Here is an 18320-nt window from a genome sequence, read left to right on the forward strand (position 1 = left end):
AGTCTGTCTCTCTATTCAAATTTTCTTCTTCAAATAGATTATCTTTATTTAACTATATGAAGAATATTAGTAATTATAATTTGAAGCTAGTATTTATTCAACTATTTCTTTTTAAACATTTTGACCTTGGTTTCTATTTAACAAAATAAATTTGTAACATTTCCTGTTTTCTCCCAAGATTCATCCACTAATTATGACATCCCATACTATATACCTTTATAAACTCATTCGCAAACTATTCTATCTCCAATTTTGGTACATATTTCACATGACAAAATAATGTTATTTAATTATATTGCTCACCTTACATTCCCCTGCTTCAACTAAATCTTAAAGTCATTACATCTCTTCCATACATGAAAAATCCTCATGTTCACTAATATTATATTTGAATAATTATTCATTTACCCCACCAGTGGTGTTATGTTTTCTCGACAAAAAAACTCGCTCTAAAAAGAGCGAGTTTTTTCATGATATATTATTGACCTTTGTACATTGCATCTACTTGTTTTTGAAGTTCTTCATTTTCTAAGTACTCATCGTAAGTTGCCTCTTTATCGATTACACCGTTTGGTGTTACTTCGATAATGCGGTTTGCAATTGTTTGTACGAACTGATGGTCATGAGATGTGAATAACATTGTACCTTTGAAAGCAATTAAACCGTTGTTTAATGCAGTGATAGACTCAAGGTCTAAGTGGTTCGTTGGATCGTCAAGTGTGATTACGTTCGCACCACTTAACATCATTTTAGATAACATACAACGAACTTTTTCGCCTCCAGATAATACAGAAACGTTCTTCTTAACTTCTTCACCTGAGAATAACATACGGCCTAAGAAACCACGTAAGAAGCTTTCTGACTCATCTTGTGGAGAGAATTGGCGTAACCAATCAACTAAGTTATAGTCACTGTTCTCAAAGTATTTAGAGTTATCTCTTGGGAAGTAAGATTGAGATGTTGTAACACCCCATTTGAATGAACCGCTATCTGGCTCCATTTCACCCATAAGGATTTTAAATAATGTTGTCATCGCGATATCGTTACGACCGATAAATGCAACTTTATCACCTTTATTTAAAGTGAAGTACACATTATCTAACACTTTTTCGCCATCAATTGTTTTAGAAAGGCCTTCAACAGTTAATAAGTCATTTCCTATTTCACGCTCAGGTGTGAAGCCAACGAATGGGTAACGACGTGATGATGGTCTAATATCATCTAATGTAATTTTATCTAATAATTTTTTACGAGAAGTTGCTTGTTTCGCTTTAGATGCGTTTGAGCTAAAGCGTGCAATGAAGTTTTGTAACTCTTTTACTTTCTCTTCTTTTTTCTTATTAGCATCTTGTGTTAATTTTAAAGCTAATTGGCTTGACTCATACCAGAAGTCATAGTTACCAACATAAAGTTGAATTTTACCGAAATCAAGATCAGCCATGTGCGTACATACTTTATTTAAGAAGTGACGGTCATGGGATACAACGATTACTGTATTTTCAAAGTTCATTAAGAAGTTTTCTAACCATTGAATCGCTTTTAAGTCCAAGTGGTTGGTAGGCTCATCTAGTAATAGAATATCAGGTTTACCGAATAATGCTTGAGCAAGTAATACTTTTACTTTCTCTGCACCAGTCAATTCTGATAATTTTTTGTCATGAAGATCTTCACCAATACCAAGACCTTTTAGAAGGATTGCAGCTTCTGACTCAGCTTCCCAACCGTTAAGCTCAGCGAACTCACCTTCAAGTTCTGCAGCACGCATTCCATCTTCATCACTAAAGTCTTCTTTCATGTAAATAGCATTTTTCTCTTGCATTACTTTGTAAAGTTGCGTGTGACCCATAATTACTGTTTCTAATACTGGGAACTCTTCATATTCGAAGTGGTTCTGTTTTAATACTGCTAGACGCTCACCTGGCGTAATATGTATGTCACCTGTTGATGGTTCAATTTCTCCAGATAAAATCTTTAGAAATGTTGATTTACCAGCACCGTTTGCTCCGATTAAACCGTAGCAGTTACCTGGCGTGAATTTTATGTTAACATCTTCAAATAATTTGCGATCCGCGAAACGCAAACTAACGTTACTTACTGTAATCATTTGTGTCCTCCTACTAATACCGCTTATTTCAGCGTTTTCTCACCGATTGTCTTAAAAAATCGCATATTACGACTCAATTATTGTAGACTATAGCTATTATATAGTAGAAGCTGGATGAATAGCAACGGTTGATTACCTTTCTATAATGAAATCGGATAGTTTTTATCCATTCCCCTAGCTATTGTATGTATATCATCGACCTCTTTCTCATATAACCATTCACTTCTCATTCTGTAATACATTAGATTCATTTTTCATTCGAAATTTTATATATAGAAAAACTGTAGAGAAATCATCCCCTACAGTCTTCACTTATTTCGTATTTATTATCTTTTCTTTATAACTCTTCAATCTACTCGTTAATCCCATTAAAGCAGGTAACAATATCGGCATCACGATTAAAGCTAATAGTAATAGTGCAACGCCAACAACTGATGCTACTTGTATAAGTGTTAATACACCTGAAGGGATTAATGCTGCAAATGTCCCTACTAAAATTAGCGCCGCTGATAATACAACTCCTCCTATATGACGAGATGCAGTTACAATTTTCGTTACCGAATCCCCTTCTATCTCGTTATAGCGCATCATTACGAAAATACTATAATCCACTCCTAAAGCGACAATCATAATGAAGCTAAAGAATGGAACATTCCAGCTTAATGACTCTACATGTAATACATGTGCACTAATTTGTTCGCTTATACCAAGCGATGCAAAGTACGCTAATAGTAATGAGCCAATAATAAATATTGTATTTAATAATGAACGTGTAATTACAATTAATACAATCGCAATTCCAATTAACATAATCGTAGCTGTACGTAAGAAATCTTGCCCTGTTACTTCTTTTAAATCAACGTTTCTAGCTGTTGTTCCGCCAATTGCTGTTTTCGCATCATGTAATTCCGTTCCCTTTACAGTGCCCTCGATTGTTTTATTGATTTCTTGAATAATCGGCATTGCTTCTTTTGAATACGGATTTACATCTAAAATGATGGTCATTTTAGCAATCTTTCTATCTTGTGACATGTACGTGTTCAATGCTTTTTGGAAATCGTCTCCCTCTAACACTTCTTTTGGAATATAAAACTTCTCAGAGCTTTTCGATTCATTGAGCTCCCCTAAATATTTCTGCGCGTCATGCAGGCCATTGCTTACTTTTCCAAGCCCTTCTGTACTTTTAGATAAACCAGATTGTAATTGCCCCATCTTTTCCTGCAGGTCTTTAAGGCCCGTTAAAAATTGCCCTTGCCCATCGTTTATTTTCGTTAATCCAGATTGTAACTCAGCTGATTTATTCGCAATTTGTTTTGAACCTGCAGAACCTTCATTTAATCCATTTTTAAGATCCGCTGCCCCCTTTTGTAACTTATTAATTCCATTGTTCATTTCTTTTAAGCCGTTATCCACTTTCAGTAACGATTGATTCGCTTCTTTAAATGAACTCATCGCTGCTTTATGCTGCGTTGCTAATTGATTTAATTCTTTTGAAAGTATATTTAATTGTTTTTGAGCTTCTTTAGCAATTCCTATCGTTTGTTGTATGTTTGAATCATTCGCTAGTTCTGGTTTCGTTTGAACGAAATTGGTCATTAACATTTCAATTTGTTCATATCCCTTTTTCGCACCATCAATTGCTTGAGAAATACTTCCGAAGTATTGATCGTAAGAGCTTAAACCTTTTTCTAACTGTGCATAACCAGCATGCAGCTGCGACGTTGCATTAGATAGAACATTTATATTTTCGTTTACTGAAGCTAAGCCACTCTCAATTTGCTGTGCTCCTTGTGCACCGTCGTTTATGCCATTTGATAATTGATGTAAAGCTGTTCCTAATGCTGATACCCCGTTTTTCGCCTCGTTCGTTCCATCAATTAATTTTTGAACATTCGCAAGACTATTTGAATCATTACTTCCCATTTTATTTTTCGCATCCGTTAATCCATCATTAATTTCCTTTATGCCACCATCGGCATCTCCTAATCCTGTATTCAATTCTCCCGCTTGCTTATTTAAATATAATTCTTTTATCTTCTCACCAGTTGGACGTGTCGGTGCATATACTTCTGATACACCTTTAACTTTCGAAATTTTATCAGTTAATTCGTCTAAAATTTGTAGAGAAGTTCCTTCATCCAGCTTTTTATCAGATTGAATGACTAATGTACTCGGTGAAGAGAAACCAGGCGGAAAATGATCCTCTATTACGTTAATACCCATCTTTGATTCATACTTATTATCTACTTCAAATAAATCATTGTAATTTAGTGTATTAGAGTATTTTAATATGAAAGGAATCGATATTAAAAATACGATGATTAAAGCGATAAATGGCCTTGCTACTGAGTTTTTCGCAAAGAATCCCCATAAGCGACTATCCTCATGACCTTTAAATGTTTTAACTGGATAAAACATTCCTTTTCCTAAAAGCACCATAAAAAATGGATTTAAAGTCGTTAATACGAGTAGTAATACTAAAACACCAATTGCTACCGCTGAAGTAGATTGATATAATTTAAAACTCGCTAACGCAAGTGATGCAAAACCAATTAGCACCGCTATACCGCTATATAATACGGTTTTACCTGCCGATTTAAATGTTTCTTTCGTGGCCAAAAATGCATTTTCTTGTTTACTTAATTCTTCTTTAAACCTCATATATAATAAAATGTTATAATCTGTTCCTACTCCAAAGAGGACGACGACTACGAACACTTGTGTAAAGTTTGAAAATGGGAAATTAAATTGATCTACAAGCTGAGCAATAATCCCCATTGAAACTAAATACGACACACCGACTGTAAGAAGAGAAACAATCGGAACAACTGGTGAACGGAATACGAGGATTAATACTACAAGAATGAAGATGATTGAAATAACTTCTGTCTTTTTCACTCCCTCTTGAGAGGATTTAAGAAAATCACCCGCTATTAAGTCACTTCCTGTTAAATACGTTTTTACCCCTTTCGTTTGCACCTTTTCATGAAGATTATTTGAAACCTTTGATATTTCACCATGTTTTTTATCTATCGATATTTGCGTTAAAATAGTCGTATTATCTTTAGAAACTAATTGTTTCTCCAAGTCTTTATTATCTAAATGCGAAACAACTTCCTTAATTCCTAATTGCTCTTTTTCATTTTGCAGGGCGTTGATCGTTTTTGTTATTTCCTTCTTTTGTTCATCTGTTAAAGCTGCCTTATTGCCACTATTAAAAACGGCTATAATTTCATACTTTTCAACCCCTTCTTTATCCATCTCTTTAATTATCTTGTCAGCAATGCTGCTTTGTTCTGTATTAGGGATTGTAATTTTCCCTTTTTCCTTCACTAATTTATCCATATTAGGCATCGTTACAACCATTATAATAGTAATAACTATCCATAATAGAAAAGATAAACTTCTCCAACTTTTTAACTTGCTCATTTAAATCATCTCCCATTATGAAATTTACACGCGGAATGAATATTCATTCCTATTCTTTTGAAAATCCTTTCGGAATGAACGTTCATTCCTATCATTCTATTAAATTATTCATTAACTTTATTAAACTAGGTAATACGGAATGAATATTCATTCCTTTAGTTGTAAAGATTTATCATCTCCTGTTATTCTTTTTCATACCTTTCTCGGAATGAATGTTCATTCCTGTCCTTATAAGGCTATAGAATCAAATGATTCTAATAGCATTCCAACAACTTTCTTCCAATTCCTTTACTAATTCATCTGTATATTCTAACTGCCCTGTTTCCATTACTTTAATTAATTTTTCAATTGGTTGATATACAATAATAATTAAAGCAATTGGTGGTAATGGACGAAGCAAACCTTTTTCGATTCCATCTTCAATCAAGTTCATGAAGAAACCCATGAAGTCCTCGAATATTTCATTGCTATGTTCATCTAGAAAATAACTATCACAGTGAGAATTTGTAAAAAGAAAAGCATCTGCATTTTGTCTCGCAAATTCAAATAAACGGTTGTATGTATGGCTAAACTGTTCACGAATATTTGCATCGACCGGGAAATCATTTTTTATTAATTCCGATAGTTGTAAAACACTTTTCGTAAATAAAGAATTAACAAGCGCTTCTTTATTTTCAAAATAACGATAGATCGTACCTGCGCCTACTTTTGCTTTTTCGGCAATCATCGGAATTGTTGTACCATCATAACCTCGTTCTGCAAAAAGTTGTATTGCAGCGTCAAAAATATCCTCTCGTTTGTTTTTAGCCATTTTTCCACCTCAATTTCCAGGAATGAAAATTCATTCCGTTTTTAATTATAAATTACATGAGTTAAAAGTCAAGTGCGTGACAAAGTATAACTGTGCTGTTTTATCCTCTATTTGTGAATGAAATTATATGAGCGACTTTCTGGATATATTGGCGCTACTCTAATTATATCAGCGATTCTCATGATATATCGACTTACCGACAAAAATTCACAATATAAGAGGAAGCTATCCCGAAATTTCACTTGGGATAGCCCACCTTCATACATGCAAATTAAAAGAAATCATAAATAAATGGCTTACGCACTGGTACTAAATTCTCAAATGACCGTATTGCCTCGTCACTTCCACTAATTAATTCAAGTTCATTTAGTTCTAATGGACGTTTATATCCAAGCATTATTGCTGATAGTGCAGTTATATCCAGTTTAATTCCTTTTTCCGTTGTTTCTTCTACAATTGTTATTTCATGATTTGCAAGTCTCACTGCTACGTTATTCCACGGAGCAAATGCGTCTGTAATGTGTAGAATCACTTCTTGCTGTACATTGTTCCAGCTCAACTCATATTGTTTTAAGAACTGCTCTACATCTACAATTCTTCCCATAAAATATGGTTTTATTTCTGTCTTCACGCGTGGCTCTTGCAATGAATATAGCAACGGTTCGGTTTCACTTACTGTCATTTCAAGTTCTTTAATCATAGAATCATGCTGGCAAATAAAGTTCCACAGACCATTTCGTGCTTCATTATGCAGTGGTACAAATTCTTCTACTGTCATTTTATAGTTTTCTATTTTGTATAACATGTAACCTGCTGCCGTTTTATCTTCATCATAGTAAATCGCTAATGTTAAATCATCATAAACTGCTTGTAACCACCAGTTCTTCTCTCGAACTAACATACCTGAAAAACGTTCTGCAAATACTTCATAGAGCTTTTCGACCTCTTCTGGATGATTTTCTTTATTGAAACGTTTCACAGTTCCATTTACTTGTTTTTTCATCACTAAATCACTCTTATTCATATGACATATGAGTAGATTCGCACAAAGTTCCCAACCGTATTTACGGTAAAATGAAACCGCAAATGGATGTAACATAGAGACTGTATAGCCATCTTTTTTCATCGTTTGAAGTGAATATTGAAGTAGCTCTTTTACATACCCACTTCTTCTGTACTCTGGATACGTCGCTACTCCTGCAACGCCACCCATTTTAAATTTTTCTTTACCTATGTAAATATGAAACGGAATAAGATGTAGTTTTGCTGCTAAGTCTTCCCCTTCCATAATGCCGTATATTTCATGACTTTCCTTCATCTTTGTAAGTTGCTGCTGTAATCGTTCCTCATCTACTTTATATTGAAAAGCGTATTCTGATAAACGTAATGCTTCTCTGAACTTATCTTCTTTTAATTGTATGACATTCATATAATTCTCCTCCATTCCCTGTTTGAATTGTATCATAATTCTTACTTTTGTAGTTCGGTAAGTGAAATTACAAAGACGTTTTAACAAAAAAAGCAGATACATCACGTATCTGCTTTCCATCCTTATTATTTAGCTAACTTTTGAAGTTCATCAAAGAATGTAGGATATGATACACCTACGGCTTCTGCATCTTCAATAATTGTTTTTCCTTCTGCCAGGCAGCCAGCAATCGCAAGCATCATTCCGATGCGATGATCACCATAACTATTTACTGTATTGCCTTTTAGAGCTGATTTTCCGTAAATGATCATGCCGTCATCAGTTGCTTCTATTCGAGCTCCTAGTTTCGTTAACTCAGCAACGACTGTATCAATACGATTTGTTTCTTTTACTTTTAATTCGTGTGCATCTTTAATTACTGTAATTCCTTCCGCTTGCGTTGCCGCTAATGCGATTACAGGAATCTCATCGATTAATCTAGGGATAATATCTCCGCCAATTTCAATTCCTTTTAATGAAGATGTTTCAATTGTAATATTTGCAGCTGGTTCTGATGCCCCTTCGTTAATTAGATCTACAGTGAACGTAGCACCCATTTTCTCTAAAACATCAATAATACCTGTACGAGTTGGATTCATTCCTACATTTTGTAATACTAGTTTACTATTTGGGATGATTGCACCTGCTACTAAGAAAAATGCTGCTGATGATACGTCACCTGGCACTTGAATGTCTGTTGCTGTTAATTTTTGTCCACCTGATAGCTTCACTGTTTTCCCTTCGCGAGTTACTTTAACACCAAATGCTTCAAGCATTCTTTCCGTATGGTCGCGTGAAATATGTGGTTCTGTAACAGCTGTTACACCTTCTGCACGAAGACCTGCAAGTAAAATAGCTGACTTTACTTGTGCACTTGCAACAGGAGAAATATATTCAATTGCTTTTAAATCTCCGCCACGTATTGTTAGCGGTGTAAATGTTCCTTCTTCTCTGCCGTCAATTTTTGCACCCATTTGTTTTAATGGGGTTGTTACACGCTTCATCGGTCTTTTTGCGATAGACTCATCACCTTGTACGCAAGAGAAAAATGGTGTGTTAGCTAATATACCTGACATTAATCGAATTGTTGTACCAGAATTACCAACATCTAATACAGCTTTCGGTTCTTGTAAACCTTCTAATCCTTTACCAACTACAGTAACTTCATCACCGTTTTGCGTAATTTCTACTCCCATTTCTTTAAAACATGAAATCGTACTTAAACAGTCTGCACCGGGCAAGAAACCTTTAATTGTTGTTTTCCCTTCTGCAATCGAACCGAACATAACAGCACGGTGTGAAATGGATTTATCACCTGGGATTGTAATATTGCCATTCAATCCGTTATTAACAGGTTGTATTGTTCTTTCTTTCACGTTTTTCACCTTCTCATTTAAATTGTTTCATAAGTTTGGTATTCTTCTTCTCCAAGCGCTAGCTTTGCTTTCATACGATCTTCTTCCCTTTGGAAACTAATACGTAATACCCCAAGCAGTCCTTCACGCGCTTCTAATATTTGCAAGTTCGTAATACTAATTTCCTCGCGCGCTAAAATACTCGTAATATGAGCCAATGCCCCCACCTTATCTAATACATCAACGTATAAGTCGTGATAGGCAGGAATTGCACCACTCTTTCTTACTGGTAAAGAATCACGGTATTCTTTCGCATCTGCAAAATAGTTTTGAATCTCGCCTGCATCTCCGGTAGAAACTGTCTTATATAAACCTTCCATTTCAGAGATCCACTCTTTTAATAATACCATTAAATGCTCTCGATTTTGCTTTACAATATCACTCCACATTTTCGGACTACTAGATGCGATACGTGTAATGTCTTTGAAACCTCCAGCAGCTAGTTGATGAATGAGCGGATTATCTCCTGCATGTTTCTCAACTTGCTTTACTAAACCTGCTGCGATAAGATGCGGGAAATGACTAACAATCCCTGTTACATAATCATGTTCTTCTGTATTTAAAACAAGAAAATGAGATCCTGTTCCTTTTAACCATACTTTAAGGTCTTCCACTTGTTCATTTAGTACATGATTCATCGGTGTTAAAATGTAAAATGCATTTTCAAATAAATGCGCCTTTGCGCTTTCAACTCCCGTTTTATGAGAACCCGCCATCGGATGTCCCCCAATGAAAGAAACTTCCTTTGAAAATAAAGCTTCCGCTTCACTCATAATAGACCCTTTTGTACTACCAACATCAGTCACTATAACATCTTCTCGTAAACGGAATGACGCAAGTTTGTGTAATAGCTTCTTCGTTTCTTCAACTGGAGAAGCAAAAATAATTAAATGTGCCTCTTCACATGCATGTTGTAAATCAACTGCTACTTCATCTACTACGTGTAATTCTTTTGCACGCTCTACTTGCTCTTGAAATATATCGTAACCTGTTATCGTTACATCGTGCTCTTTCTTAATTGCTAAGGCGAGAGAACCTCCTATTAAACCTGTTCCAATTAATACTACCTTTTTACGCATTTTCCTCATCTCGAGACTTACTTTTTTTATTTTCAAAGTGCTGTTTTAACACTGAAATCACTCCTTCATTTTGCTCCCTTGTTCCAACTGTAATACGGACACCATTTGGGAATGGACGAATAATAAACCCTGCATGTGCACAAGCTTCATAAATCTCTCCAGCATTATCTACCGGTAAGAAGATGAAATTAGTTTGTGACGAATAAAATGGTATTTCGTTTTCCTTACAGAAACTCTCGTATTGCTGTAATCCTTCTGTATTCACGCGAACTATTTCTTCAATAAACTCGTCATCACCAAAAGCAATCGTAGCTGCTTTTTGCGCTAATGAAGATACGTTAAATGGTAAACGTACGACATTTAATTTCTCAATTAGCTCTTCCTGTCCGATCGCATATCCAACGCGGAAAGAAGCTAATCCGTATGCTTTAGAAAACGTTCTAAGTACAAGAATGTTTTTATGTTTTTCTAAAAGCGGTAATGTCTCAGGGAAATCTTTTGCTGTTACGTATTCATAGTACGCTTCATCAATGACAATTAACGTATTTTCACTAATGCCTTCAATAAATTGAGTCAATTTTTGCTCATTCACATATGTGCCCGTCGGGTTGTTCGGATTACAAATCCATACGATTTTCGTATTATTATTTACCACTGACGAAATTTCGTCTAAATCGTATACACCGTTATTTAAAGGAATTTCTTTCACTTCACAGCCTTCAATAATTGCATGATGACGGTACTGCGGGAATGTTGCACCAGCCGTTACGATATTATCTCCTGCTTTAAGTACTGCACGGCTTATCATTTGAATGACTTCATCTAAACCACTACCACAAAGTACTTGTTCTAATTGCACATGCAACTTATCCGCGATTGTTTGACGGAGCGTTGTAGCACCTCCGTCAGGATATAAAGCATGTTCCAACCAAGATTTTTGCAACTCATCTAAAACTCTCGGTGAACAACCGAATGGATTTTCATTCGATGCTAATTTCACAAACGAATGATCTCCGTATACTTCTTTCATTTGTTCTGGTGATTTGCCTGGTTTATATGGTTGTAATGATGATAGTTGCTCTTTTACTTGCACGTTAAACCCACCTTTTTATTAAAATTCTTTTGCGTAGTTATTATGTTGCATAATGTTTTGTTTTAATAAATCCATACGATCTTTTCCGAATTGTTCGACTAGTGCATCTGCAAGTTCCCATGCTACAACAGATTCAGCTACTACACCCGCTGCTGGCACTGCGCAACTATCAGATCTTTCAATACTCGCTTGGAATGCTTCCTTCGTATCAATATCAACGCTTGCTAACGGTTTGTATAATGTAGGAATTGGCTTCATAACGCCTCTTACGACAATTGGCATACCTGTTGTCATACCGCCTTCTAAACCGCCGGCATTATTCGTTTTTCTCGTGTATCCTTTTTCTTCATCCCACAGAATTTCATCATGCACTTTACTTCCTGGTTGTCTTGCCGCTTCAAAACCTACGCCAATTTCAGCACCTTTAAATGCATTTATACTCATAATTGCACCAGCAAGTTTTGCATCTAATTTACGATCGTAATGAACGTAACTACCAACGCCAATTGGCATACCTTCTGCAATGACTTCCACAATACCACCGATTGAATCTCCGCTACTTTTTGCGTTGTCAATCGCATCCATCATTTCTTGCTCTACTTCTTTATCTAAACATCGAACTGGTGAGTTTTCAGTTATCGTTTGAATTTCTTCAATCAGTAAGTTTGAAATATGTTTTGCTTTTACTCCACCAATTTCAAGAACATGTCCTGCAATTTTTACGCCTAATTCGCTTAAAATTTGTTTTGCAACTGCACCAGCAGCTACACGAACTGTCGTTTCTCTTGCAGATGAGCGCTCTAATACGTTTCTTATATCACGATGGCCATATTTAATTGCTCCATTTAAATCCGCATGTCCTGGACGTGGTTTTGTAATTGTACGTTTCATGTCTTTACTTTCTTTTTCCGAAATTGGCTCTGCACCCATTACTTTCGTCCAATGTTTGAAATCATCGTTTTTTACAATTAACGTAATCGGTGATCCGAGTGTCATCCCGTGACGAACACCACTTACAATTTCAACTGTATCTGTTTCAATTTGCATGCGTCTTCCGCGTCCATGACCTTTTTGTCTTCTTAATAATTCTTTATTAATATGTTCCGCCGTAAGTGTCAAACCTGCTGGTACACCTTCTAAAATAACTGTTAACTGCGGTCCATGTGATTCTCCAGCTGTAATGTATCTCATTTCTCTTGCCCCTTTACTATTTTTTTGTACAAAAAAGTCCCTACTGAGCGCTCAGTAGGGACGATGTTTATCGCGGTACCACCCTAGTTGTAGACAACTGTCGTCTACCTCTCTTCTTCTTTAACGATCGTTTGACCGTCTTCCCCTCCATAAGTTGTCGGGAAAGATGCTCCAAGGCTGTAATTCATGCTTACCTTTGTACTGATTTACACCAGCCATCAGCTCTCTTTAACAGTGAGATAAGCACTACTGTTTCCTCTTCAACGCATATATGATATGGAATTAAGATAATTTATTTTTGAAACCTTTTAACTCATCCATGAATCTATGGAATTCTGGAATGTCCATTTGTTGTGCAGAATCTGACAATGCAACCGCTGGATCTGGATGAACTTCAGCCATTACTGCATCTGCGCCAATTGCAAGTGCCGCTTTCGCTGTTGGTAATAATAAATCTCTGCGTCCAGTTGAATGTGTTACATCAACGATAACTGGTAAATGTGTTTCTTTCTTTAAAATTGGTACTGCAGAAATGTCTAATGTGTTACGTGTTGCTCTTTCGTATGTGCGGATACCACGCTCACAAAGAATAATTTGATCGTTACCTTGCGCAATGATGTATTCCGCTGCATTAATGAACTCATCAATTGTTGCTGCTAATCCACGTTTTAATAATACTGGTTTGTTAACTTTACCTACAGCTCGTAATAAATCGAAGTTTTGCATGTTACGTGCGCCAACTTGAATTACATCAACGTAGTCTAATGCCATTTCAACATCGTTCGGATTTAAAATTTCACTAATAATTGCTAAGTCGAACTCGTCTGCTACTTGGCGTAAAATTTGTAGTCCTTCTACTCCTAAACCTTGGAAATCGTATGGAGATGTTCTCGGTTTGAATGCACCACCGCGCATTAATTTTAAGCCTTGGTCTTTCATCGCTTGCCCTACTTGACGAACTTGCTCTAAGCTTTCTACTGCACAAGGTCCCATGATGAACGTTTGTGTTCCGTTTCCAATCAATTCACCTTTTACATCAACGATTGTATTTTCTTGTTTCTTTTTACGTGATACTAGTAACGCTTTACGGTTATCATCTTCTTGTAACTCTAAGCTTGCTTTGAAAATCGTTTTGAAAATATGTTGAACTGTTGATGTTTCGAATGGTCCTTCGTTATGCTCTGCGATCATATCAAGTACTTCACGCTCACGTACTGGATCAAAGCGTTTCGTACCTTGTACTTGCTTTTGTTCTCCAATTTTTTGAACGATTTCACCACGTTTGTTTAAAAGGTGTAATAGTTGTAAGTTAATTTCATCTACCTGTTTACGTAATTGATCTAATTCATGATTTGCCATTTGGAAATCCTCCTCTAATGTTTTAAAAGTATAGTAAGAGAATAAAAGATTCTCTATTTTCTGAACTGGTTAATTATACAAATTTATAGTGGAATCGATACCTCTTCTTATTTTAAACTAATAATTCGTACAAAGACATGAACTACTAGTTAAAAAGCCACTTTTTTGTACAAAAAAGCCCTACTGATCCAATCAGTAGGGACGATATTTATCGCGGTACCACCCTAGTTGTAGACTTCTTTCGTCTACCTCTCTTCATTGTTAACGATCATCTGACCGTCTTTCCCTTCATAAAGACAATACTATCTTTACTACGAAAAAGATGCTCCAGGACTGTAATTCGCTCTTGTTTTTGTACTGGTTCGCACCAACCACCAGCTCTCTGTTACAGGGAAACAACAACTACTGCTTTTCCTTTCAATGCATGACTATTTTATTTTCAAGTTGGACCACTAAAATACAAAAAGTCCCTACTGAATAAATCAGTAGGGACGATATTTATCGCGGTACCACCCTAGTTGTAGACTAACTTTCTGTCTACCTCTCTTCACTGTTAACGATCAATTGACCGCTTTTTCCTCATAAAGACAAACTATCTTTATTACGAAAAAGATGCTCCAAGACTGTAATTCATGATTATCCCTGTACTGGTTCACACCAACCACCAGCTCTCTGTTACAGTAAGACTAACCACTACTGTGATCTCTTCATTGCACTTTGTTTATTCAAATGTTTTTGAAATTGAATAAGTATGATTCGTATTATAGAACGCTTTTCAAAACACTGTCAACAACTTTTTATATATTTTTTAAAATTCCACTTTCGTCCTATAATTCTTCTTGTAAATCACCCATTACAATTCCTATGCGAATTATTTCATTTTCTAGTAAATGTAAAACATATTCCTCTACTCCATACTGAACTAATAATTCTTTTATTTTTATGATTTCTTTTTCAAATAAAACGGCTTCTTGACATGTTTGTAGTAAAATAAAAAACACATTTGCAAACATTTCTTTATGCGCTTTCATACTTTCTTTCTTATGAAGCATTTCAATCAATAACTGCTTCATTTCCTCACCTGTACATTTACCATTTACACTTAAAAATGCACGAGACATAATACATAATCCTTTTTCTAATATTTCATCCATGTATAAAATAATACGTAAAAGCATTACATATTCTCTCGCTGTTATCTCACCCATTTTTGGTCGTTCTCGCAAAAATACACTGAGCCAAGCTGTCCAAAATTTTTGTTGTTCTTTTACACTTAATGTTTTGACGTAATAGCATAAAAACTGCATAAATTTAATTTTATTTTCTTCATTTTCTAATACGAGTAAAGGGTATAACCAATCTGTTTTTTGCTCCCAATATAGTACACATTTAATAAATACAAAGCTAAGCCACTTCAAGAAAGCTTCCCTCGTATGCGGATGTAATACTTCCAAATGTTCTATCGCATACTTAATAAAACGCTTCATTTCTGTAAATAAAGGTAAATTTATTTGAGTGTAACACAAGCCCGCCCATGCATATTCCGTAATTTCATTTTGTTTTTTTAAATCTAAGTATGGTAACAAATATTTCCGGCACCATTGTTTTTCAATATGGTATAGAAATGTAATATCTGCTATTAAACGAGCAAACATAAAGTTTGTTCGTTCCGAATTAACTCTTACTTGTTCTTCAAATAAAAATAAATATTCATATACATTACGATCGTATAAATGATCATATGATAACAACTTTAATAATACAGCCGTCATTTTTCCAACAGGATGCTGAATTGATTCATTGTAAAAATCTTGTTTTCCAAGCTTAAAATCCGTATCACTCTTCATAACTTGAGGAAACACTGAAAAAGCAAAGCGTTTTACAACACGTATACTATTCTCTTCTAACTCTTCTAGTCGATTACTAATTTCATATAGAAAACTACTAATTAACCAATGAAAAGCAGTATTTCTAACAAATTTCTGCAATAGCGGAATAATTTTTTGGATTTGATCATTTGTCAATCCTCGGTTATTTCGCCATTCTCTAATACAAACAAACCATACTTCATTACTTATTTCTTGCACTCCTACTAATTGATATGCGAATGAAATACTCCACTCTGTATTCAATTTACATGCTTTTGATAACATCTCTAAAAAATGGCGTTGTTCAAAAACACCATCTTGCGAAAATTGCCGAACTTGCTTCATAATTTCAAAATCTTTCAGCTGCAATAATCCGTCAGCTGTTACATTACAAGTAATGCTTTGCGCTGTATCCTCTTTCTTTTGTACACTGTATTGTTCAGAATGAAAATGAGGATGCTTTTGCTTCATTAACTCATACCCATTTGCCGTAGATGGACTATTTGAATCACACTTGAATAATAAGTCTAATACGAGACATGCATCAAATACTCTCTCTTCTGTAAGACGCTTTATTACAGTTCGAGTGACTTCTTCTTTTGTTTTTTCCAAACAATTTGCATAATGACTTTTTAAAAGTTGGAAAACTTCGTGTTTATAAGTGAAATCTAAAAGAAGTCCTTCATGTAACAACCATTTCATTTTGTCATCTACACGAACAAAAATATTTTTATTCATCGCATCAATTGCAATTCGCTTTTGAAGTACACTATTCGCTTCTATCATTTCTGTAATATAATAATCCGCTTTTTTCTCATTGTTTTCACATAAATAAGTTAGACACTCTTTTACAATTTGTATTAAAAATGCAAGATCATTTTGATGAAACTCTTTTTCTACATCTTCCGTATTTCTTTTTTTCAGTGCCGTTTGTCTTAACGACAACATTCTCAATTTTTCTAATCCGATCATCATAATTGGAACAGCATAATAGGCGATATATGGCCTCATCTTTTCGTTCCAAATTTGCTCCACATGAGAAAATGTTGATACTGGTAAGCGACTCGATTCCTCGAGTTCTATTGCTTCTTGCGTATCATTTCCCCATTTTCTTACACGTTTCAACTTCAATTTTCCGTCTAAAATAAACGTTAGTAACAATAACGCAATTTCCTTATGCTCAGGAAAAGAACATTTTTGCAGTAACTTAGAAATCTTTTCTATAGAGCTACTATCTTTTTCAGCAGTTTCTAATAAAAGGAGTGTCCACCTGGCAAACAACAATGGGTCCATCTTACTCTTCGTTTCGTTTAAGTAGTTACAAATTGTTCTCCATAATAACGGTGATATTTTAGAATAGTTTTTATAAATTAATTGAAATAATTCTTTCTGATGACTAAAAAGAAATTGTTCCACTAACCATTCTGCAAGTAATTCATCTACTTCATTATAGTTTGGCGTAAGCATAAACAAATTTTGTAATTTACCTTCTGCTTCTAACCATTCGACCCATTCATAATCATGAGCAAATTCCACAAAGTAACGAACTGTTTCAATTTTTTTAATTGATTGCTTTATGTATGATAATTGTTCCTGTTCTACTGACGGGGGAACCGTTACAATATCCCGAATACGCATTCTTTTCGTAATATAATTATCACCCATTAATTCCGCCCAGCGTTTTACCGCTTTTACGAGGGATTGATGATTATTCACTTTATTCGGATACACAATTGGTCTTATCCCCAAATGTTCCCAGTGGTACGTATTTTCTCCTTGTGCGACAAAAGCAAATCGCCTTGTACTTGGTGGTAAACCAGTTGCTAAATATTTCATTACTGGGTCATTATGACTATATCCAACGAATAAAACGGTGTAATTTGAGAATAGATCGACTAAAAATCTTCTCGCCCACCCTTCCGTTAAGTAAGCCCTTCCAAAATCACCGTCTGTTAAAATTAAAGCCTCTTTCTCCTGTTCTACATTACCATGTATATAAGCAAGACCTTTAAAAGCTCTCCCCGTCGGTAAAGCTGGAGCGTAATAAACATTGATATCTCTATTTATTTCTTTAATTGCAGTTGTAAAATGTTGATCAAAATTTGTTGTTACAATGCGGATATCTGTATCTAACGGAAATAACCTTGGAATTGCATAATGTAATGGATTCGGTTTTGATTTCTCTATATGAACAAGATCTCTTGCGACTTGATGTACATCTTTTGTTTTCGCAATTTTACCAAGATAATAATCATGTGGTTCTGTTATTTCACGTTTTTCGACATATAACGTTTTTGCAATTTCATCAACTAAATCATCAAAATTCGGTAAGTTTGATTTCCCTTTCATAGAAACTCCCGCTCCAACAAATAACACTAACTTTCCTTGCTCAATGTGATCAATTAACTCATCTGGAATTTCTACTTCTGAAGTAATCCACATCCTGGATTCCCCCTTACCTAAAAATGTCATACACTCTCATTTTACTATAACATTTTTTCGT

General features: G+C 35.1%; 10 protein-coding genes and 3 other annotated features. All 10 genes read right to left on the minus strand.

The window, feature by feature from the left end; translation table 11 throughout:
* Window positions 1-478: 478 nt before the first annotated feature.
* The 10 genes from AC241_RS14750 to AC241_RS14795 all read right to left on the minus strand — a co-directional run bounded on the left by AC241_RS14750 (window position 479) and on the right by AC241_RS14795 (window position 18259).
* Entirely contained in the window at window positions 479-2104 is a 1626-nt protein-coding gene (locus tag AC241_RS14750) for an ABC-F family ATP-binding cassette domain-containing protein (RefSeq protein ID WP_000633860.1), read from the minus strand.
* Window positions 2105-2416: 312 nt separating this feature from the next.
* Complete coding sequence (locus AC241_RS14755; RefSeq protein ID WP_050844020.1) at window positions 2417-5533, minus strand: MMPL family transporter; 3117 nt, start codon at window positions 5531-5533, stop codon at window positions 2417-2419.
* Window positions 5534-5777: 244 nt separating this feature from the next.
* Window positions 5778-6344 carry a TetR/AcrR family transcriptional regulator gene (locus tag AC241_RS14760; protein ID WP_050844022.1) on the minus strand — a complete coding sequence of 189 codons (567 nt, stop codon included), beginning with the start codon at window positions 6342-6344 and terminating at the stop codon, window positions 5778-5780.
* 271 nt (window positions 6345-6615) lie between these two features.
* Window positions 6616-7773: a GNAT family N-acetyltransferase gene (locus AC241_RS14765; RefSeq protein WP_048563752.1), complete on the minus strand. Its 1158-nt coding sequence runs from the start codon at window positions 7771-7773 to the stop codon at window positions 6616-6618.
* A gap of 125 nt (window positions 7774-7898) precedes the next feature.
* Entirely contained in the window at window positions 7899-9188 is a 1290-nt protein-coding gene (aroA, locus tag AC241_RS14770; RefSeq protein ID WP_050844024.1) for a 3-phosphoshikimate 1-carboxyvinyltransferase, read from the minus strand.
* Between the two features lie 17 nt (window positions 9189-9205).
* Window positions 9206-10306 carry a prephenate dehydrogenase gene (gene tyrA, locus AC241_RS14775; RefSeq protein WP_048563751.1) on the minus strand — a complete coding sequence of 367 codons (1101 nt, stop codon included), beginning with the start codon at window positions 10304-10306 and terminating at the stop codon, window positions 9206-9208.
* Window positions 10299-11399: a histidinol-phosphate transaminase gene (gene hisC / locus AC241_RS14780; protein ID WP_050844026.1), complete on the minus strand. Its 1101-nt coding sequence runs from the start codon at window positions 11397-11399 to the stop codon at window positions 10299-10301. Before hisC ends, tyrA begins: the two co-directional genes overlap by 8 nt.
* An 18-nt stretch (window positions 11400-11417) precedes the next feature.
* Entirely contained in the window at window positions 11418-12590 is a 1173-nt protein-coding gene (aroC, locus tag AC241_RS14785) for a chorismate synthase (protein ID WP_048563749.1), read from the minus strand.
* A gap of 53 nt (window positions 12591-12643) precedes the next feature.
* Window positions 12644-12863, minus strand: a binding site (T-box leader).
* Between the two features lie 9 nt (window positions 12864-12872).
* Window positions 12873-13949 (minus strand): bifunctional 3-deoxy-7-phosphoheptulonate synthase/chorismate mutase, encoded by a 1077-nt coding sequence (locus tag AC241_RS14790; protein WP_001273575.1) that lies wholly within the window; start codon window positions 13947-13949, stop codon window positions 12873-12875.
* Window positions 13950-14143: 194 nt separating this feature from the next.
* Window positions 14144-14379, minus strand: a binding site (T-box leader).
* Between the two features lie 54 nt (window positions 14380-14433).
* Window positions 14434-14669 (minus strand) — a binding site (T-box leader).
* 107 nt (window positions 14670-14776) lie between these two features.
* A complete protein-coding gene (locus AC241_RS14795; RefSeq protein ID WP_050844028.1) occupies window positions 14777-18259 on the minus strand; it encodes a DUF4020 domain-containing protein in 3483 nt (1160 codons plus the stop codon).
* Window positions 18260-18320 lie beyond the last annotated feature (61 nt).

Source organism: Bacillus thuringiensis (genome assembly GCF_001182785.1).
Lineage (GTDB): Bacteria > Bacillota > Bacilli > Bacillales > Bacillaceae_G > Bacillus_A > Bacillus_A thuringiensis_S.

Bases quoted from the DNA above. Each gene is read 5' to 3' on its own strand.
- AC241_RS14750 (WP_000633860.1), bottom strand. From the start codon at position 2,104: ATGATTACAGTAAGTAACGTTAGTTTGCGTTTCGCGGATCGCAAATTA.
- aroC (WP_048563749.1), bottom strand. From the start codon at position 12,590: ATGAGATACATTACAGCTGGAGAATCACATGGACCGCAGTTAACAGTT.
- AC241_RS14760 (WP_050844022.1), bottom strand. From the start codon at position 6,344: ATGGCTAAAAACAAACGAGAGGATATTTTTGACGCTGCAATACAACTT.
- tyrA (WP_048563751.1), bottom strand. From the start codon at position 10,306: ATGCGTAAAAAGGTAGTATTAATTGGAACAGGTTTAATAGGAGGTTCT.
- AC241_RS14755 (WP_050844020.1), bottom strand. From the start codon at position 5,533: ATGAGCAAGTTAAAAAGTTGGAGAAGTTTATCTTTTCTATTATGGATA.
- AC241_RS14795 (WP_050844028.1), bottom strand. From the start codon at position 18,259: ATGTGGATTACTTCAGAAGTAGAAATTCCAGATGAGTTAATTGATCAC.
- AC241_RS14790 (WP_001273575.1), bottom strand. From the start codon at position 13,949: ATGGCAAATCATGAATTAGATCAATTACGTAAACAGGTAGATGAAATT.
- AC241_RS14765 (WP_048563752.1), bottom strand. From the start codon at position 7,773: ATGAATGTCATACAATTAAAAGAAGATAAGTTCAGAGAAGCATTACGT.